We start from the raw sequence: 19,498 nt of genomic DNA, 5'->3' as shown, positions 1-19,498 counted from the left end.
AAAGGCTGTGGGGGGAGATACCGCCCCGCAGCCATGTTAACCCACGGCTGCGTTGACGTTTTTTTAAGATTCCGGACTGTATGTCAACGCGCTGAACGACTACTATTACCGCATCTGAATTTACCCTTCGTTTATGGATAACCGATGCGTCTCAAGTTAGCCCTCCTTGCGTTCATCCCGCTTCTGGCCTCCTGCAGCAGCAAACCTGACGTTCCTTCCCAACAGAAGATGCTGGCTGCGCCACAGGGCGGTTTCTTGCTGCAGCCGTCGCACAGCGGGCAGGCGATGTTCGGCGACTTTGCCGGTAATCCGGCCGCAGAGCAGTTTATCGATAAGATGGTTGAGAAGCATGACTTCGACCGTGAGCAGCTGCACAACATCATCGGTCAGGCTAAGCGACTTGATTACGTGCTCCGGCTGATGGATCGTCAGGCACCGAGCTATACGCCTGCACCGGGACCTAACGGTGCCTGGATCCGCTATCGCAACAAGTTCATTACGCCGGATAACGTGCAAAACGGCGTGGCGTTCTGGAACCAGTATCAGGATGCGCTGCAACGCGCGCAGCAGGTCTATGGCGTGCCGCCGGAAATCATTGTCGGCATCATTGGCGTGGAAACCCGCTGGGGTCGCGTAATGGGGAAAACGCGGATTCTGGATGCGCTTGCAACCTTATCGTTTAACTATCCGCGCCGTGCCGCGTACTTCAGCAGCGAGCTGGAAACCTTCCTGCTGATGTCGCGTAAAGAGCAGGATGATCCGCTGGCGCTGAAAGGCTCTTTCGCCGGGGCGATGGGCTATGGTCAGTTTATGCCTTCCTCTTACAATGATTACGCGGTTGATTTCAACGGCGACGGCCATGCAAACCTGTGGGATCCGGTGGATGCGATCGGCAGCGTGGCGCACTACTTCCAGAAACACGGCTGGCGCAGCGGTGAAAATGTGGCGGTCCCGGCAAGCGGTCAGGCACCGATGCTGGAAGATGGCTTCAAAACCCGTTACAGCGTGAGCATGCTGGCGGCGTCAGGCCTGTCACCTCAGGGTTCGCTGGACGGTAACAATCAGGTCAGTCTGCTGCGCCTCGACTTAGGCACCAGCTACCAGTACTGGTACGGCTTACCCAATTTCTATGTCATTACCCGCTACAACCACAGTACTCATTATGCGATGGCGGTATGGCAACTGGGTGAGGCGGTGAGCAAGGCACGGCAGGGCGGCCTGTTATAAAGGCTATCCTTGTTAACTGTAAGGTTATATGATGACGCCCTTTTTCAGGCCATACAGCCACTGATACCTCTGGAGTCGTTATGTCTTTACCTGCCTGCCCAGCTTGTCACGCCGATTACACCTGGCAAGATGGTGATAATCTCAACTGCCCCTCCTGCGGCCATATCTGGACCGAAGGAGAGGGGGACAGCAGCAACGGCTCGCTGGAAGTGCGTGATGCCAACGGCAATCTGCTGGCAGATGGCGACAGCGTCACGGTGATCAAAGATCTCAAGGTGAAGGGCAGTTCCTCATCGTTGAAGATCGGCACCAAAGTGAAAAGCATTCGCCTGGTTGAAGGGGACCACAACATCGACTGTAAAATCGACGGTTTTGGCCCGATGAAATTAAAATCTGAGTTTGTAAAAAAGAACTGAGATCCGGGGCGCAGGGATGCGCCCGCCTTTCTTTTAGCTGAACAGCCGATCGATTGCGGCGCACTGTTCCGCGTTCAGAGCACCACCGTAATTACGCGAATTACTGCTCATTGAGTCATAGCGACGCGCTACAGCCGTTTTAATCGTTGTCACAAAATCATCCCCGATACTGTAAATCGCCATCAGCCGACCAATCTGCTGCTGCAGACGCGTCAGCTCAGGAAGATTGCCTGTCCGCCACGCGTTCATCATTCCGGCGAAGTACTCCGGCACAATATTATTCAGGCCTGAAATCACCCCGGCCCCCCCCGCCAGCAGATTGGGAAGCAGGTATTCGTCATATCCTGACAGCACGGCAAAATCACTGCGTACCTTGCGGGTCTCCTCAATCATTGCCCGGTTATGCGACAGGCAATCCACCGTATCTTTGATACCGACAAAGTTGGGCAGCTTTGCCGCCAGAGCGGCAATCAGCGTTGGCGTCAGATCGCAGCCGGTGCGAGCCGGGAAGTTGTAGGCAAACCATTTGCCACCCAGCTGCGCATCAAGCGCTTCGAAGTAGTGCAACAACTGCTGTTGCGTCTGTCCGTAGTAGTAGGGCGGCAGCACCATCACCGCGTCAAAGTCATTTTTCCAGGCGGCTTCGGCCAGTGTCAGCATGTCCGGGATACAGGTTGCCGAGATGTTCGCCACCATTTTTAGTGGTGACAAGGGTCTGGCTTCCTGAATCAGCTGTAAACGCTCCTGCTGCGTCAGTGAGGCAAACTCGCCAATGCTGCCCATCACCAGCAGGGTGTCAATACCGGAGTCATTGAGGCGGGAGAAGTGTCGCCCGAGCGCGTCGATATCAAGGCCGCCCTGCGCACTGAAAGGGGTGACGGTAGGGCACCAGACACCGGCAAAGGCCGATTTTTCACGCATAGCTGTCTCCTGAAGTAAATGTTAAAAATGAAACAGTGTTTTAACTTAATGGCTCCAGCCAGTCTCTGCCAGCGCGTGATGCAAAAATGAGCAACGAGTCGCACTTTTTCGCCTTTCATCCGTCTCAGTAAGCGAATACTTCTTACAACTGAGCGAGAGGTGATGATGAAAGAGTGGGATCCCGTGCTGTATCGCAAATTTGAAGCGGAACGAACCCGTCCAGCCCGCGAACTGCTGGCTCGGATCAGCCTGGAACAGGTTGAGCAGGTGACGGATCTGGGCTGCGGACCCGGCAACAGCACCGAGCTGCTCGCCGATGCCTGGCCGCTGGCGCAGATCACAGGACTAGACAGTTCAGCGACGATGCTAACTCAGGCCCGTGAACGTCTGCCGCACTGCCGTTTCGTCCAGGCAGATATCCGTACATGGCAGGCGGATACGCCGCAGCAAGTGATTTATGCGAACGCATCTCTGCAATGGCTGGATAATCACGCCACGCTGTTTCCTCATCTGGTCAGCCAGCTTGAACCCGATGGCGTGCTGGCGATACAGATGCCTGATAACCTCAATGAGCCGTCGCACCATCTGATGCGCGAGGTGGCGGCTGGAGATCGCTGGTCGTCACTCATTAATGCCAGTGTCGCTGAACGTACACAGCTGCTTTCTACGGGCGAGTACTACAATCTGCTGACCGAGGCTGGCTGTGAGGTAGATATCTGGCGGACCACCTATTATCACGTGATGGCCGATGCACAGGCGATTATCAGCTGGTTGCAGGCGACCGGCCTGAGGCCTTTCCTGGCTATGCTGAATGAATCTGAACAGTCGGCTTTTCTGTCTGATTATCATCAGCGCTTACTTACTGCTTATCCGGCTCAGGCCGATGGTCAGATTCTGCTCGCCTTTCCGCGACTTTTTATGGTTGCAGTGAAAAAAGGTGATGGCGCTGGAAAGCCTGCCGCAAAATCAGGGCAATAATGATAAGAGCCCTTGAAAAAGTGGTTTTTCTGCACCACCTTCAACCTACGACCAAAGGGAGAGTTGCAATGGACGATCAGCAATTGCAGGCGTTAAGCGCGCAGATAGGTGAGAAGCTGAAGCAGCGTAATGCTACCGTAACCTGTGCGGAATCCTGTACCGGCGGCTGGATTGCCAAAGTCTTTACCGATATCAGCGGCAGTTCCGCCTGGTTCGAACGCGGTTTTGTCACCTACAGTAATGAGGCTAAACAGCAACTGGTCAATGTGCAGACAGACTCGCTGGCGCAGTATGGCGCGGTGAGTGATGCGGTGGTACGTGAGATGGCGCTGGGTGCCCGTAAGGCGGCCCATGCTGACTACGCGATCTCCGTAAGCGGCATTGCCGGCCCGGATGGCGGCAGTGAAGAAAAACCGGTCGGCACGGTATGGTTTGGCTTTGCCGGGCCGCAGGATAACGTATTGACTTTTCAACAGCATTTTAGCGGCGGTCGTGATGCCGTCCGCCGCCAGTCGGTGGCATGGGCCCTGCAGAAACTGTATGGCGAATTTCTGACAAATTAAACTTGATACTGTATGACTATACAGTATAATTGTCGGCAACAGAAAGAGTGCAGGCACCCTGAGTGCGTGTTTACCCGGCTTGATTAGGAGTTGAAATGGCGATTGATGAAAACAAACAGAAGGCTTTAGCTGCCGCGCTGGGCCAGATTGAGAAACAATTTGGTAAAGGCTCCATCATGCGCTTGGGTGAAGACCGCTCAATGGATGTGGAAACCATCTCTACCGGTTCGCTCTCGCTGGATATCGCATTAGGTGCAGGCGGTCTGCCAATGGGACGTATCGTTGAGATCTACGGACCAGAGTCTTCCGGTAAAACCACGCTGACCCTGCAGGTTATCGCATCTGCACAGCGTAAAGGCAAAACCTGTGCCTTTATCGATGCTGAGCATGCGCTTGATCCGGTTTACGCCAAAAAACTGGGCGTAGATATCGAAAACCTGCTCTGTTCTCAGCCCGACACCGGTGAGCAGGCGCTGGAAATCTGTGATGCGCTGGCGCGTTCTGGTGCTGTTGATGTCATCATCGTCGACTCCGTTGCGGCGCTGACGCCGAAAGCGGAAATTGAAGGTGAAATCGGTGACTCACATATGGGCCTCGCGGCACGTATGATGAGCCAGGCGATGCGTAAACTGGCCGGTAACCTGAAGCAGTCCAATACGCTGCTGATCTTCATCAACCAGATCCGTATGAAAATTGGTGTGATGTTTGGTAACCCGGAAACCACTACCGGTGGTAACGCGCTGAAGTTCTATGCGTCTGTCCGTCTTGATATCCGCCGTATCGGTGCCATCAAAGAGGGCGATAACGTGGTCGGTAGTGAGACCCGCGTTAAGGTAGTGAAAAACAAAATCGCCGCGCCATTTAAACAGGCTGAATTCCAGATCATGTACGGCGAAGGTATCAACACCTTTGGTGAGCTGGTCGACCTGGGCGTTAAGCACAAGCTTATTGAAAAAGCGGGTGCATGGTACAGTTACAATGGCGACAAGATTGGTCAGGGTAAATCGAATGCCGGCAACTTCCTGAAAGAGAATGCTGCTGTGGCAAACGAAATTGATCTGAAGTTGCGTGAGATGTTGCTCAACGGCGCAGATGAGAAACTCGCAGCAGCCGACAAAGCTGCTGAGAAAGAAGACGCGGCAAGTGAAGCAAACGAAGACTTCTGATTTATGATGCGGGAGGGGCAAAAGCCTCTCCCGCTGTTTTATCCCCCTCATACCTTTCCTGCCTTCCCTCTGTCCTGTTCTGTCGCCATAATCTCCCTCTGTTTGTAGAAGGTGCGCAGTATGACTGAATCCTCTCAGCCCCAACCCAATGTTGTCTCTTATTCTCGTCTGCTTGACCGTGCGATGCGCATTTTGGGTCAGCGCGACCACAGCCGTGCAGAGTTATCCCGTAAGCTACAACAGTCAGCTCAGCGTGCCGCATGGGCGCAGAAAAAAGAGCCTGAAATTATTACTGAAGCGCTGCTGGAGCAGGTACTGGACTGGTGTCAGGAAAGCGGCTGGTTAAACGACGAGCGTTTTACCGATCGGTTTATTCAGAGCCGAAGCCGTAAAGGTTTTGGGTCGCAGCGCGTACGGCTTGAACTGGCCCAGAAAGGCATCGATCGTGAAGCCATTGATATTGCGATGGAAGAGACTGAAGTCGACTGGGCGGCCTGCGCGGCTCAGTTGGCTGAAAGAAAATTCGGACATCCGCTGCCTACAGAGTGGAAAGAGAAAGCGAAAGTACTACGCTATCTGCAGTCAAAGGGCTTTCAGACCGACGATATCCAGTCCATTTTCAGAAATTTTGATGACTAAAAGCCGATGTAATTTTACTTCCCACCGAAGAAAATTTATCTTATTCCCACTTTTTGTTCCGCTAATCAGGCACCACGAGAATGTGGCCGCGCCGATCAGAGGGAACGTTCGTTAGCGTGATTCCAGGACATATATGAGCAAGAGCACTGCTGAGATCCGTCAAGCGTTTCTCGACTTTTTTCATAGCAAGGGACATGAGGTTGTAACCAGCAGCTCCCTCGTACCGAATAACGATCCAACGTTGTTGTTTACTAACGCCGGGATGAACCAGTTTAAAGATGTGTTCCTCGGTCAGGACAAACGTGATTATACACGTGCGACCACGTCACAGCGCTGCGTACGCGCAGGCGGCAAACACAACGATCTTGAAAACGTCGGCTACACCGCACGTCACCACACCTTCTTTGAAATGCTGGGTAACTTCAGCTTTGGTGACTACTTCAAGAAAGAGGCGATTGGTTTTGCCTGGGAACTGCTGACGAGCGAGCAGTGGTTCAGCCTGCCGAAAGAGCGTCTGTGGGTGACGGTCTATGAAACCGATGATGAAGCCTACAATATCTGGGCGGACGAAATCGGCGTGCCACGCGAGCGCATTATCCGCATCGGCGACAACAAGGGCAGCGCGTACGCGTCAGATAATTTCTGGCAGATGGGCGATACCGGTCCTTGTGGTCCGTGCAGTGAAATTTTCTACGATCATGGCGATCACATCTGGGGTGGCCCGCCAGGCAGCCCGGAAGAAGATGGTGACCGTTATATTGAGATCTGGAACATCGTCTTTATGCAGTTCAATCGTCAGGCTGATGGCACTATGCTGCCGCTGCCAAAACCGTCGGTTGATACCGGAATGGGCCTTGAGCGTATTTCTGCCGTTCTGCAACACGTTAACTCCAACTATGAAATCGACCTGTTCCAGAAACTGATTCAGGCTGTGGCACAGGTTACCGGCGCGACCGATCTGAGTAATAAATCGCTGCGCGTGATTGCCGACCATATCCGCTCCTGTGCTTTCCTGATTGCCGATGGCGTGATTCCGTCGAATGAGAACCGTGGCTACGTGCTGCGTCGTATCATTCGCCGTGCCGTACGTCATGGCAATATGCTGGGCGCCAAAGAGGCTTTCTTCTATAAGCTGGTTGCGCCACTGGTTGAGGTTATGGGGGCTGCAGGCGAAGAGTTACAGCGTCAGCAGGCTCAGGTTGAGCAGGTGCTGAAAAGCGAAGAGGATCAGTTTGCCAGAACGCTGGAGCGCGGACTGGCGCTACTGGACGAAGAGCTGGAAAAACTGCAGGGCGACACGCTGGATGGCGAAATCGTCTTCCGTCTTTACGATACCTTTGGCTTCCCGGCTGATTTAACGGCTGACGTCTGCCGCGAACGCAACCTGAAAATTGATGAAGCGGGCTTTGAGCAGGCGATGGAACAGCAGCGTCAGCGTGCACGTGAAGCAAGTGGCTTCGGCGCTGACTACAGCAACGTTATCCGCATTGATGCCGCCTCCTCCTTCAAAGGCTACGACCAGCTTGATCTGGCCGCCACGGTGAAAGCGCTCTACGTTGCGGGCGAGGCGGTTGATGAAGTGACCGCCGGTCAGGATGCTGTAGTCGTGCTGGATGAAACGCCATTCTATGGCGAATCCGGTGGTCAGGTAGGCGATACCGGTCTTCTGAAAGGGAAGAATGCTGAATTTAGCGTCCAGGATACACAAAAATATGGTCAGGCAATCGGTCATGTCGGTAAGCTGACCGCAGGGCAGTTGCGTATCGGAGATCGTCTTGAGGCCCAGGTTGATGCGGCACGCCGTGCACGCATCCGTCTTAACCACTCCGCGACCCACTTATTGCATGCCGCATTGCGTCAGGTTTTAGGTGAGCATGTGGCGCAGAAAGGCTCGCTGGTTAACGACAAATACCTGCGTTTCGATTTTTCGCATTTCGAAGCGATGAAACCTCAGGAGATTCGTCAGGTCGAAGATATCGTCAATGCGCAGATTCGTCGCAACCTGCCGGTTGAAACTGAAGTGATGGATCTGGATGCGGCAAAGTCTAAGGGTGCGATGGCACTGTTTGGCGAGAAATATGATCAGCGCGTACGCGTTCTGACCATGGGTGATTTCTCTGTTGAGCTGTGCGGGGGGACTCATGCTGCGCGCACGGGTGATATCGGCCTGTTCCGTATTCAGGCTGAGTCAGGAACGGCGGCAGGCATCCGTCGTATCGAAGCCATTACCGGTGAAGGGGCGCTGGCGCAGGTCAATGCGCAGAGCAGCCAGCTGCAGGATCTTGCGCAGCTGGTCAAAGCGAACAGCAGCAACCTGAACGAGAAAGTACGTGGTCTGGTTGATCATGTGCGGGCTCTGGAGAAAGAGTTGCAGCAACTGCGCGATCAGCAAGCCGCGCAGGAGAGCGCTTCACTGAGCAGCAATGCCATCGACGTTAAGGGAGTGAAACTGCTGGTCAGTGAGCTCAACAATGTTGAACCTAAAATGTTGCGTACCATGGTTGATGATCTTAAGAATCAGCTGGGGTCGGCGATTATTGTGCTGGCAACGGTTACTGAAGGTAAGGTGTCGCTGATTGCGGGTGTGACCAAAGATCTGACTGACCGTGTTAAAGCGGGTGAGTTGATTGCCGGTCTGGCTCAGCAGGTTGGCGGGAAGGGCGGTGGCCGTCCTGATATGGCACAAGCTGGTGGTAACGATGCGGGTGCTCTGAAAGGCGCATTAGCAGGGGTTGAGGACTGGGTCAGCAGCCGTCTGTAAGTGAATTAAAACAAGGCATCGTAAAAAGCGTCAGAACGGTTGTTCCGGCGCTTTTTAATACGATGCTAAAGCAGCAAATGACAAAGTCAGGTTGATGTAGTGTATTTCGGCTAAACTAACTATCAGCAGAATGTATTGGCGCATCGATGTGCATTGGTGTATTTCTCATACACATTGTGCAGCGTTAAATGATGGATAATGCCGGGAGCCTGTACAAGCCCGACTCTTTTAATCTTTCAAGGAGCAAAGAATGCTTATTCTAACTCGTCGAGTTGGTGAAACCCTCATGATCGGTGATGAGGTAACTGTAACGGTGCTGGGTGTTAAGGGTAACCAGGTTCGTATAGGGGTTAACGCGCCGAAAGAAGTGTCTGTGCATCGCGAAGAGATCTATCAACGCATCCAGGCTGAAAAAACGCAACAAACCAGCGTTTAACGGATTCAGCGTCTCGCACAAGTGCGAGGCGCTACCGCTTTGTTAAAAATCCTGCTTTTTCTTTTCTGCTTTCTCTTCCCGGTTTCGTTAACGACATCACCTTTCATTGTTGATAATTCACTCTTTTTGTCGCCATTTTGTCCCAATTGTGTGTGATTTGCGCAATCAAACAAAGTTTCGGAAAAATTGTTTGACTTAAAAGTCCGGGAAAGTAATATGTGCGCCACGCAGTGCCGATGAGCAGAAACAACGTTCAGACGCACAGTTCGAAAGAAAGCGTAAGGTGAGGTGGCCGAGAGGCTGAAGGCGCTCCCCTGCTAAGGGAGTATACGGTCAAAAGCTGTATCGAGGGTTCGAATCCCTCCCTCACCGCCATTTTCGATGCATCCATAGCTCAGCTGGATAGAGTACTCGGCTACGAACCGAGCGGTCGGAGGTTCGAATCCTCCTGGATGCACCATATTTTCGAATATGGAAAAGTGCCTCGGTGTGACATGACGCATTAGCGTTCAGGCCGCACTAAGGAGGATAACGTTGCTTTAGCAACGGCCCGCAGGGCGAAGCGCAAGCTGAGTAATCCTCCTGGATGCACCATCGAAACAAAGCGAATTAGCAATTCCTTTCATGGTGAGTAGTTAGCACCCTGCGTTGTACAAGAATTTGATTTATGCATCCATAGCTCAGCTGGATAGAGTACTCGGCTACGAACCGAGCGGTCGGAGGTTCGAATCCTCCTGGATGCACCATATTCTTCCCGAATATGGACAGTGCCTCAGTGTGTCATGACGTGATTATCGTTCAGGCCGCACTAAGGAGGATAACGTTGCATCAGCAACGGCCCCTAGGGCGAAGCGCAAGCTGAGTAATCCTCCTGGATGCACCATTCTTTGTAACATCCTCAGGTTGGTTTCCGAAAGTCCATAAAAAAGTGTGACCCCCAAAGATAGACCCCAATGCATCCATAGCTCAGCTGGATAGAGTACTCGGCTACGAACCGAGCGGTCGGAGGTTCGAATCCTCCTGGATGCACCATCTTCTCGAATGTTGGCAGTTCCTCAGTGTGACATGACGCAATAAGCGTTCCGGCCGCACGAAGGGGGATAACGTTGCATCAGCAACGGCCCGCAGGGCGAAGCGCAAGCTGAGTCATCCTCCTGGATGCACCATCTTCTTCTTTAGTCTCAAAATCCAGTCTTAAAATCCCTCAAAGTATCATGGCGCGATGATCGCTAAGACCTCACTAAACACGCTAGCGTTACTTCCGTAACCGCCCGTACAGCAAACGCTGAGTGAGTATCCTGAAAAACCTCTGCAGTTTCCCTCTGGCTTCACACGCACTCTTTTCCTGTTTAATCTGCCCCATTGATTCATCATCCTGACTTAAGCGATCCGAAACGCCTGTTTCCCGCATCAACGCCTTCTGTTTTGCTGCCCACGCCCGTCCGCCGCCGCCTGTCAGCCAAAAGAATGTTAAAAATTCGCTTAAAATTCGTACTGTTATCACTGGCCGCGCACGATCACCTTTATCTGAAAACAAAAATTGCTAATGCTTTCAAAGCATTTGCTGTTCATCCCCCCTGGCGACAACCTGTCCACATTAGGCTAAAGTAATGTCTCATTTGGTGGATGTCCGGAGTGACAATGTACGATCAATATGACGCCCTGATTTTCGATATGGACGGCACGATTCTTGATACTGAGCCGACACATCGAAAAGCGTGGCGTCAGGTACTGGCGCGTTATGGATTAACGCTGGATGAAGCTCGTATTATCGACTTCAATGGCGCACCAACCTGGCGGCTGTCGCAGTTCATCATTGAATCCAATCAGTCGTCACTCGACCCTCATCTTCTTGCCGCAGAAAAAACCGCTGCCGTGAAAGCGATGCTGCTGGAAAACGTGAAGCCACTGCCTTTAATGGAGGTGGTGAAAGCGTATCACGGGCGGCGTCCGATGGCGGTGGGTACCGGAAGCGAACACAGTATGGCAGAGGCGTTACTGACGCAGCTGGGCGTGCGTGAGCTCTTCTCTGCAGTCGTTGGTGCTGACGACGTACAGCGTCATAAACCTGAGCCTGAAACCTTCTTACGCTGCGCTGAGCTGATGGGTGTGACGCCGGCACGCTGTGTGGTGTTTGAGGATGCGGACTTTGGTATTCAGGCAGCGAAGGCGGCAGGTATGGCTGTGGTGGATGTCCGCTTACTGTGAGTGACGTTCTTACCTATGCCTCAATGTTCGGCAGCAGCTTTTTAAGTGCAACGCTCCTGCCGGGAAGTTCTGAAGCACTGCTGATAGCACTATTGATAGCAAAAAAGACATCAGTTTACGGGTTGCTTTTGGCCGCATCACTGGGAAACACCTTGGGCGGCTTAACCAACATTCTTATTGGTCGCTTGCTGCCGTTAAAACGTCAGGGGCGATGGCATGACACAGCAATGACGTGGTTGCACCGACTGGGACCTGCAGCACTGTTATTCAGCTGGCTGCCAGTGATAGGTGATCTGCTCTGCGTTCTGGCAGGCTGGTTACGTTTCGCCTGGCTACCCGCGATGCTGTTTCTCGCTGTCGGCAAAACACTGCGTTATATCGTTATCGCGACTGCCACATTACAGGGTATGCAATGGTGGCATTGATTCGCATAGATTCGAGGCTACGGTTAACATTATGCTGAACAAAAATAAATTATTATCACAGCGGGGGGGTAATGTGATCCCGGACGTATCTAAAGCGCTCTCCTGGCTGGAAGCGCATCCCAATGCCCTTAAAGGTATTGGCCGTGGCATCGAGCGTGAAACGCTGCGTGTACAGGCAAATGGCGAACTGGCAAAAAGCGGCCACCCGGAATCTCTGGGGTCGGCGCTGAAACATGACTGGATCACCACTGACTTTGCCGAAACGTTGCTGGAATTTATTACGCCAGTGGATCACAGCATTGATCATATGCTGGCATTCCTGCGCGATATTCATCGTCACGTGGCCCGTGAACTGGGTGATGAACGCATGTGGCCTTTCAGTATGCCATGCGAGATTGACGACGCAGACAATATTGAGCTGGCGCAATATGGCACGTCCAATATCGGTCAGATGAAGACGCTCTACCGCGAAGGCCTTAAAAACCGCTACGGCGCGTTGATGCAGACCATCTCCGGCATTCACTATAACTTCTCGCTGCCACTCTCATTCTGGCAGGAGTGGGCTGACGTGAAAGATCAGGAAAGCGGAAAAGAGACGATTTCGGCGGGCTATCTGCGGCTGATCCGCAACTATTATCGCTTCGGCTGGGTCATCCCCTATCTGTTTGGCGCATCGCCTGCTATCAGCTCCAGCTTCCTGCAGGGCCGTGAGAGCGCGCTGCCGTTCGAAACCAACGACAAAGATACGATGTGGCTGCCGTACGCCACCTCGCTGCGTCTGAGCGATTTAGGCTACACCAATAAATCACAGAGCTCTCTGGGCATCACGTTTAACTCGCTGGAAGGCTATGTCACCGCGCTGAAAAAAGCGATTAAGACGCCGTCAGAAGAGTATGCAGCGATGGGCACTAAAGATGCCGACGGTAACTGGCTGCAGCTCAACACCAACGTGCTGCAGATTGAAAACGAGCTCTATGCGCCAATCCGGCCTAAGCGTGTGACACGCTCGGGTGAAGCCCCATCTGATGCGCTGCTGCGTGGTGGTATTGAGTACATTGAAGTGCGTTCGCTGGATATCAACCCATTCTCTGCCATCGGCGTTGATGAAAATCAGGTTCGCTTTCTCGACCTGTTCCTGATCTGGTGTACCCTGGCGGATGCGCCGGAGATGAGTGCCGATGAGCTGCAATGCACCCGCATAAACTGGAACCGGGTTGTGCTGGAAGGGCGTAAACCGGACCAGAAAATTGCCGTAGGATGCGGAGAAGCGGAACATTCGCTGGTGGAAGTCGGCAAGACCCTGTTTGCCGATCTGCGTCGGGTTGCTGAAGTCTTAGACAGCAATAATCAGGACAGCACGGAATATCAGCAGGTTTGCGATCAACTGGTAGCATCGTTCGACGATCCTGAGCTAACCTACTCGGCGCGCATCCTTCAGGCAATGAAGGATAATGGTGTAACCGGAACCGGCGTGGCGCTGGCTGAACAGTATCGCCATCTGCTCTGCGAAGAGCCGCTGGAAGTGCTGACAGAAGACGATTTCACGCGTCAGGCGCAGGAATCTGTTGCTGCACAGCAGCAGCTGGAAGCGAGTGATAAGCTGGATTTTGAAGCATATCTGGCGAGCCGGGAAGGGTAGAAAAGAAAAAGGCCACATCAATGTGGCCAAATTAACATCTCTGTTGTCAGGGATGATGATAACAAATGCGCGTCTTTCATATATTCAGACGTTGGGCGAACAGAAAAGTTTCATCGTTTTAAAAAAAATTCTCAGAACAGGAGGTGACGTATGCCACTACTGGACAGTTTTACCGTTGATCACACCATCATGGGCGCACCGGCAGTACGCGTTGCAAAAACCATGAAGACTCCGCATGGCGATACGATTACCGTTTTTGACCTGCGTTTTTGCCGCCCGAACATTGATATTCTCACTGAGCGTGGCATTCATACGCTGGAGCATCTCTTTGCCGGATTCATGCGTGATCACCTGAATGGTGACGGTGTGGAAATCGTCGATATCTCGCCAATGGGTTGCCGTACCGGCTTCTACATGAGCCTGATTGGTACGCCAGACGAGCAGCGCGTTGCGAAAGCGTGGAAAGGGGCGATGGAAGATGTTCTGAAAGTGAAAGATCAGAACCAGATCCCTGAGCTGAATGAATACCAGTGTGGCAGCTACAAGCTGCACTCACTGGATGAAGCGCAGCAGATCGCGCGCAATGTGCTGGCGCATGAGATCGGCGTTAACCGCAACGACGATCTGAAGCTGCCTGCTGAAAAGCTGAAAGAACTGCACATCTAGCCAGAGCCTCTCTGCTAAAAAAAACGCCGCATCATGTCGATTGCGGCGTTTTTTATGGCTTCAGGAACCGACCGATTTTTTCAGTGGCGTCTTTGGCGTGATGCGCACCTGTTTAATCATGTTGTCCTGCACGTCCAGAATATCGACGTTGTAATGGCCGATCTGAACACGGGTGGCGATGGCAGGGATCTCTTCCAGCGCTTCCAGCAGCATGCCGTTAATAGTGCGGGCTTCCTGCTCTGGCAACTGCCAGTTAAATGCCTTGTTGATTTCACGCACGTTAGCACTACCCTCAATCAGCACCGAGCCATCATTCTGCGGCATTACTTCTTCTGCCAGTGACGGTGACATGGAGGTAGTGAAGTCACCGACAATCTCCTCCAGAATGTCCTCAATCGTCACCAGCCCTTTGATGTCGCCATATTCATCCACCACCACGCCCGCTTTCTCTTTATTGCGCTGAAACTTCACCAGTTGGGTGTTAAGCGGTGTCCCTTCCGGGATGTAGTAGATCTCATCGGCGGCACGCAGCAGCGTCTCTTTGGTGAACTCTTTTTTCTCCGTCATCATGCGCCAGGCTTCGCGTACCCGCAGCATGCCGACGCAGTCATCCAGCGAGTCCCGGAACAGCACGATGCGGCCGTGTGGCGAGTGGCTTAATTGACGTACGACCGACTTCCAGTCATCGTTGATGTTGATGCCGACAATCTCATTACGCGGCACCATGATGTCGTCAACGCTGACTTTCTCCAGGTCGAGAACAGAGAGCAGCATGTCCTGGTTCCGGCGTGACATCAGGCTACGCGACTCATAGACGATAGTACGTAACTCCTCTTTGCTCAGCGCAGAGTTAATGGCACCGTCAGCGCGGATACCCGCTATCCTCATCAGCAGCCGGGTAATGGTGTTAAGCAACCAGACCAGCGGCAGCATGATGTATTGCAACGGGACCAGCAGCAGGCTGCTGGGAAAGGCGACACGCTCAGGATAGAGCGCCGCCACGGTTTTTGGCAGCACTTCAGCGAAGACCAGCACCACAAAGGTCAGGATGCCGGTCGCAATCGCGACGCCTTCATCACCGTGAATGCGCATGCCTACGATGGTGGCAAGGGCAGAGGCCAGAATATTGACCAGGTTGTTACCGATTAAAACCAGACTGAGCAGCCGGTCAGGACGACGCAGTAGCTTCTCCACCCGGCGTGCGGCGCGATTACCGTTTTTTGCCTGATGGCGCAGCTTATAGCGGTTAAGCGTCATCATTCCGGTTTCCGACCCGGCAAACCAGGCAGAAACCAGGACCATGACGCAGAGAATAATAATCAGCGTGGTGGTTGAAACATTCTCCAACGCAGAACTTCCTTTTTAACGAGAGGTAGGGACAAGCAGATGCTGCAGGATGCGACTGCCGAAGTAAGCCATGGTTAACAGCACCGCACCGCTGCAGTTAAACCAGACGACGCGGCGACCACGCCAGCCTTCATGATAGTGCCCCCAGAGCAAAACGATATAAACAAACCACGCAATGATGGAGAGAACGGCTTTATCGACGTTTTCTGCGCTGAAGAGATCCTGCATATAAAACAGTCCGGTGCAGAGCACCAGCGTCAGCAGCACGACGCCGACCTGGGTAATGTGAAACATCTTACGTTCGATGGTCAGCAGTGGCGGCATATCCTGAGTAAACGCCAGTCGCTTGTTTTTTAGCTGGTAATCAATCCACGCCAGCTGCAGCGCATAGAGCGCGGCAATAATCAGCGTCGCATAGGCGAACAGCGACAGACCGATATGGATCATCATGCCTGGCGTGGTTTCCAGATGGGTAATGAACGCATTGGGGACGAAAGTGGCGAAGGCCAGATTAATCAGCGCGAAGCTGTAAACAATCGGCAGCAACAGCCAGCCACGGTTGCGTGACGCCACAATGGTCATGATGGCGCAAATCAACAGGCTGACCAGCGAGCCTATGTTGAGCAGGCTTAAATTCTGTCCGCTATCAACCGCAAATATGCGTTGCTGCAAGGCCACCGCGTGTGTCACCAGCGCCACACAGGCAGAGAGCATCGCCATTCGCCGCCAGCCGCCGTTACGTTTCAACAGGCTGGGAATGATCAGGGCAAGGCTTAAAGAGTAGGCGAATAGCGCCACTATCGCGAAAACGAACATAGATCCTTTCAGGTTCAGTCAGATAAGGAAAAAGGCAGTATAGCGCCAGCCGAAGCAGGCTCCAAACGATCTGAGGGGCAATTGCAGAGATCGCCGAGGCTTCGTGTTATAATCCGCCGCATTCTGCCGATCAGGCGCCTCGCGATCTTTTTAAGTGAGAGACCATGTTTGATAATTTAACCGATCGTTTGTCGCAAACCCTGCGAAATATCAGCGGCCGCGGAAGGCTGACTGAAGAGAACATCAAAGAGACCCTGCGTGAAGTGCGCATGGCGCTGCTTGAAGCTGACGTTGCCCTGCCAGTGGTACGTGACTTCATCAACCGTGTGAAAGAGAGCGCGGTCGGCCATGATGTGAATAAAAGCCTGACGCCAGGTCAGGAGTTTATCAAAATCGTTCGCAACGAGCTGGTTGCGGCGATGGGTGCAGAGAACAACGCACTCGACCTGGCGGCTCAGCCACCAGCCGTAGTACTGATGGCGGGCCTGCAGGGTGCCGGTAAAACCACCAGCGTCGCTAAGCTGGGTAAGTTCCTGCGTGAGAAGCATAAGAAGAAAGTTTTAGTGGTTTCTGCCGACGTCTATCGTCCGGCGGCAATCAAACAGCTGGAAACGCTGGCACAGCAGGTTGGCGTGGATTTCTGTCCGTCCGATCTCAGTCAGAAGCCGGTCGACATCGTCAACAATGCGCTGCGTGAAGCCCGCCTGAAGTTTTACGATGTGTTGCTGGTGGATACCGCCGGTCGTCTGCACGTTGACGAAGCGATGATGGACGAAATCAAACAGGTTCATGCCGCGATTAAGCCGGTAGAAACGCTGTTTGTGGTCGATGCCATGACCGGTCAGGATGCCGCAAACACGGCTAAGGCCTTTAATGAAGCCCTACCGCTGACCGGGGTTATCCTGACCAAGGTTGACGGTGATGCCCGCGGTGGTGCAGCGCTGTCGATTCGCCATATCACCGGCAAGCCGATTAAATTCATGGGTGTCGGTGAAAAAACCGAAGCGCTTGAACCGTTCTATCCTGACCGTATTGCGTCACGTATCCTCGGCATGGGTGACGTGCTGTCACTGATCGAAGATATCGAAAGCAAGGTTGACCGTGATCAGGCGGAGAAACTGGCTAAGAAGCTGAAAACCGGCGACGGTTTTGATCTCAATGACTTCCTTGAGCAGCTTAAGCAGATGCGCAACATGGGCGGCATGGCCAGTCTGATGGGCAAACTGCCCGGTATGGGACAGTTGCCTGACAATGTGAAATCGCAGATGGATGACAAAGTGCTGGTACGCATGGAAGCCATCATCAACTCGATGACACGCAAAGAGCGTGAGAAACCAGAAATCATCAAAGGCTCGCGCAAGCGCCGCATCGCAACTGGCTCCGGAATGCAGGTGCAGGACGTTAACCGCTTATTGAAGCAGTTCGACGACATGCAGCGTATGATGAAGAAAATGAAGAAGGGCGGTATGGCGAAAATGATGCGCGGCATGAAGGGTATGATGCCGCCAGGATTCCCTGGCCGCTAAGCGTTCCACAAAAAAGCCCGGAAAGGCACGGTTTAGGTTGCTTTTTTCGCCAAAATGAGTAAAATTTTCGGGCTTTTTATACAGCACCCGGACCCCGTTCCTCGATGGGGGCCGGGTGTTTTATTAACTGAAGAGGATGTTATGGTAACAATTCGTTTGGCACGTCACGGCGCTAAAAAGCGTCCGTTCTATCAGGTCGTCGTCACTGACAGCCGCAATGCACGCAACGGTCGTTTCATCGAGCGCGTTGGTTTCTTCAACCCGATCGCATCTGGTCAGGCTGAAGGTCTGCGTCTGGATCTGGACCGTATCGAGCACTGGGTTGGCCAGGGCGCAACACTCTCTGATCGCGTTAACGCGCTGGTCAAAGAAGCTAAGAAAGCAGCTTAATCTGTCACGGTGGTGAGCATGAGCAGACAACTTGCCGCACAGCCTCCTGTTAACCCGATTGTATTGGGTAAGATGGGAGCCGCCTACGGTATTCGCGGCTGGCTCAAAGTGTTTTCCTCCACTGAAGACGCTGAAAGCATCTTCAACTACCAACCCTGGTTCATCCAGCGCGCCGGTAAATGGCAGCAGGTCGAACTGGAAGGTTGGAAGCACCACAATCAGGACCTGATCATCAAAGTCAAAGGCATTGACGATCGGGATGCGGCGGCTCAGTTAACCAATTGCGAAATTCAGGTTGACTCGACGCAGTTGCCATCGCTGGAAGAGGGTGATTACTACTGGAAAGACCTTATGGGCTGCCAGGTAGTTAACCTCGAAGGCTACGAGATGGGTAAAGTCATCGATATGATGGAAACCGGCTCGAACGACGTACTCGTCGTTAAGGCAAACCTGAAAGATGCATTCGGTGCTCAGGAGCGGTTAATTCCGTTTCTTGATGAACAGGTTATCAGGAAAGTCGATCTCTCTACTGGCGTCATTGAGGTAGATTGGGATCCTGGTTTTTGATCTCCGAATCGAACGGTAACGTAACGGCGAATACAATGTGGATTGGTGTTATCAGCCTGTTTCCAGAAATGTTTCGCGCTATTACCGATTACGGGGTAACTGGCCGGGCTGTAAAAAACGGTCTGCTCAGCATTCAGAGCTGGAGTCCTCGTGACTTCACGCACGACCGGCACCGTACCGTGGATGATCGTCCTTATGGCGGCGGACCGGGAATGCTGATGATGGTACAACCCTTACGGGATGCCATCTCCGCAGCGAAAGCAGCGGCAGGTGATGGCGCCAGAGTGATATATCTTTCACCTCAGGGCCGCAAACTGGACCAACAGGGCGTTTGCGAACTGGCGGCACGAGACAAGTTAATTCTGGTCTGTGGTCGTTATGAAGGGATTGATGAGCGCGTAATTCATTCCGAAATTGACGAAGAATGGTCAATCGGTGATTACGTTCTCAGCGGCGGGGAACTGCCAGCGATGACGATGATTGACGCAGTTGCCCGGTTTATTCCAGGCGTACTCGGCAAGCAGGCGTCAGCCGATGAGGATTCGTTCTCTGACGGTTTGCTGGATTGTCCGCACTATACCCGTCCTGAAGTGTTAGACGGCGTGGAGGTCCCGGCAGTATTACTGTCAGGTAACCATGCTGATATTCGCCGCTGGCGTCTGAAGCAGTCGCTAGGCCGTACCTGGCTGAGAAGACCTGAACTTCTGGAAAACCTGGCTCTGACTGAAGAGCAAGCAAGGTTGCTGAACGAGTTCCAGCGGGAATCCCGGCAGCAACAAAACGATGATGTGGAAGAGTGATCTTCCC

Annotated in this window: 19 protein-coding genes and 4 tRNA genes; 20 read left to right on the top strand and 3 right to left on the bottom strand. The window is 53.0% G+C overall.

From position 1 onward, the window contains the following. The first annotated feature begins 144 nt into the window (after nucleotides 1-144). Both mltB and NIM72_RS08200 read left to right on the top strand, forming a co-directional pair. Nucleotides 145-1,227, top strand: a complete 1,083-nt coding sequence (gene mltB, locus NIM72_RS08205; protein WP_161732760.1) for a lytic murein transglycosylase B — start codon at nucleotides 145-147, stop codon at nucleotides 1,225-1,227. 80 nt (nucleotides 1,228-1,307) lie between these two features. Continuing rightward, entirely contained in the window at nucleotides 1,308-1,643 is a 336-nt protein-coding gene (locus NIM72_RS08200) for a zinc ribbon domain-containing protein YjdM (protein WP_222925060.1), read from the top strand. Between the two features lie 33 nt (nucleotides 1,644-1,676). Here the strand turns inward: NIM72_RS08200 and NIM72_RS08195 are convergent, their stop codons facing one another. Beyond that, nucleotides 1,677-2,564, bottom strand: coding sequence for a dihydrodipicolinate synthase family protein (locus NIM72_RS08195; protein ID WP_161732756.1), 888 nt, complete (start codon nucleotides 2,562-2,564; stop codon nucleotides 1,677-1,679). A gap of 165 nt (nucleotides 2,565-2,729) precedes the next feature. Here NIM72_RS08195 and tam point away from each other — a divergent pair, with 165 nt between their 5' ends. The 14 genes from tam (at nucleotide 2,730) to luxS (ending at nucleotide 14,045) form a co-directional block, all read left to right on the top strand. Next, a complete protein-coding gene (tam, locus tag NIM72_RS08190) occupies nucleotides 2,730-3,542 on the top strand; it encodes a trans-aconitate 2-methyltransferase (protein WP_253422061.1) in 813 nt (270 codons plus the stop codon). A 68-nt stretch (nucleotides 3,543-3,610) separates the two neighbouring features. Next, complete coding sequence (gene pncC / locus NIM72_RS08185) at nucleotides 3,611-4,105, top strand: nicotinamide-nucleotide amidase (RefSeq protein ID WP_161732754.1); 495 nt, start codon at nucleotides 3,611-3,613, stop codon at nucleotides 4,103-4,105. Between the two features lie 95 nt (nucleotides 4,106-4,200). Next, entirely contained in the window at nucleotides 4,201-5,271 is a 1,071-nt protein-coding gene (gene recA / locus NIM72_RS08180) for a recombinase RecA (RefSeq protein ID WP_161732752.1), read from the top strand. Nucleotides 5,272-5,391: 120 nt separating this feature from the next. Then, nucleotides 5,392-5,910, top strand: a complete 519-nt coding sequence (locus tag NIM72_RS08175) for a regulatory protein RecX (RefSeq protein WP_150014588.1) — start codon at nucleotides 5,392-5,394, stop codon at nucleotides 5,908-5,910. Between the two features lie 133 nt (nucleotides 5,911-6,043). Beyond that, a complete protein-coding gene (gene alaS, locus NIM72_RS08170) occupies nucleotides 6,044-8,671 on the top strand; it encodes an alanine--tRNA ligase (RefSeq protein ID WP_161732750.1) in 2,628 nt (875 codons plus the stop codon). Nucleotides 8,672-8,921: 250 nt separating this feature from the next. Further along, on the top strand, nucleotides 8,922-9,107 hold the full coding sequence (csrA, locus tag NIM72_RS08165) for a carbon storage regulator CsrA (protein ID WP_008927091.1): 186 nt from the start codon (nucleotides 8,922-8,924) through the stop codon (nucleotides 9,105-9,107). A gap of 282 nt (nucleotides 9,108-9,389) precedes the next feature. Beyond that, nucleotides 9,390-9,482, top strand: a tRNA-Ser gene (locus tag NIM72_RS08160). An 8-nt stretch (nucleotides 9,483-9,490) separates the two neighbouring features. Next, nucleotides 9,491-9,567 (top strand) — tRNA-Arg (locus NIM72_RS08155). Nucleotides 9,568-9,776: 209 nt separating this feature from the next. Then, nucleotides 9,777-9,853 (top strand) — tRNA-Arg (locus tag NIM72_RS08150). Between the two features lie 209 nt (nucleotides 9,854-10,062). After that, nucleotides 10,063-10,139 (top strand) — tRNA-Arg (locus NIM72_RS08145). Nucleotides 10,140-10,748: 609 nt separating this feature from the next. After that, nucleotides 10,749-11,315 carry a fructose-1-phosphate/6-phosphogluconate phosphatase gene (yqaB, locus tag NIM72_RS08140; RefSeq protein ID WP_253419845.1) on the top strand — a complete coding sequence of 189 codons (567 nt, stop codon included), beginning with the start codon at nucleotides 10,749-10,751 and terminating at the stop codon, nucleotides 11,313-11,315. Beyond that, on the top strand, nucleotides 11,312-11,740 hold the full coding sequence (locus NIM72_RS08135) for a YqaA family protein (protein WP_010248498.1): 429 nt from the start codon (nucleotides 11,312-11,314) through the stop codon (nucleotides 11,738-11,740). Before yqaB ends, NIM72_RS08135 begins: the two co-directional genes overlap by 4 nt. Before the next feature lie 31 nt (nucleotides 11,741-11,771). After that, the gene (gene gshA / locus NIM72_RS08130) at nucleotides 11,772-13,379 is read left to right on the top strand and encodes a glutamate--cysteine ligase (RefSeq protein ID WP_161732746.1); all 1,608 of its coding nucleotides are present in this window, start codon (nucleotides 11,772-11,774) and stop codon (nucleotides 13,377-13,379) included. Nucleotides 13,380-13,529: 150 nt separating this feature from the next. After that, nucleotides 13,530-14,045 (top strand): S-ribosylhomocysteine lyase, encoded by a 516-nt coding sequence (luxS, locus tag NIM72_RS08125; RefSeq protein WP_003849049.1) that lies wholly within the window; start codon nucleotides 13,530-13,532, stop codon nucleotides 14,043-14,045. Nucleotides 14,046-14,105: 60 nt separating this feature from the next. Here the strand turns inward: luxS and NIM72_RS08120 are convergent, their stop codons facing one another. Together NIM72_RS08120 and NIM72_RS08115 are read right to left on the bottom strand one after the other, a co-directional pair. Then, the gene (locus NIM72_RS08120) at nucleotides 14,106-15,392 is read right to left on the bottom strand and encodes an HlyC/CorC family transporter (protein WP_013358821.1); all 1,287 of its coding nucleotides are present in this window, start codon (nucleotides 15,390-15,392) and stop codon (nucleotides 14,106-14,108) included. Nucleotides 15,393-15,407: 15 nt separating this feature from the next. Further along, nucleotides 15,408-16,208: an inner membrane protein YpjD gene (locus NIM72_RS08115; protein WP_010248489.1), complete on the bottom strand. Its 801-nt coding sequence runs from the start codon at nucleotides 16,206-16,208 to the stop codon at nucleotides 15,408-15,410. 164 nt (nucleotides 16,209-16,372) lie between these two features. On the opposite strand from NIM72_RS08115, the gene ffh reads away from it, so the two are divergent. From ffh to trmD, 4 genes are all read left to right on the top strand, one after another. Next, entirely contained in the window at nucleotides 16,373-17,734 is a 1,362-nt protein-coding gene (ffh, locus tag NIM72_RS08110; protein WP_013358819.1) for a signal recognition particle protein, read from the top strand. Nucleotides 17,735-17,875: 141 nt separating this feature from the next. After that, a complete protein-coding gene (rpsP, locus tag NIM72_RS08105; RefSeq protein ID WP_003849041.1) occupies nucleotides 17,876-18,124 on the top strand; it encodes a 30S ribosomal protein S16 in 249 nt (82 codons plus the stop codon). A gap of 18 nt (nucleotides 18,125-18,142) precedes the next feature. Further along, a complete protein-coding gene (gene rimM, locus NIM72_RS08100) occupies nucleotides 18,143-18,691 on the top strand; it encodes a ribosome maturation factor RimM (RefSeq protein ID WP_013358818.1) in 549 nt (182 codons plus the stop codon). Nucleotides 18,692-18,726: 35 nt separating this feature from the next. Continuing rightward, nucleotides 18,727-19,491: a tRNA (guanosine(37)-N1)-methyltransferase TrmD gene (gene trmD, locus NIM72_RS08095; protein ID WP_050496505.1), complete on the top strand. Its 765-nt coding sequence runs from the start codon at nucleotides 18,727-18,729 to the stop codon at nucleotides 19,489-19,491. Nucleotides 19,492-19,498: the final 7 nt, after the last annotated feature.

The sequence above is a fragment of the Pantoea sp. B550 genome (assembly GCF_024158165.1).
Lineage (GTDB): Bacteria > Pseudomonadota > Gammaproteobacteria > Enterobacterales > Enterobacteriaceae > Pantoea > Pantoea alfalfae.
Note: the sequence above shows the minus strand (reverse complement) of the source record. Positions and strands in the feature narration are given on the sequence as shown.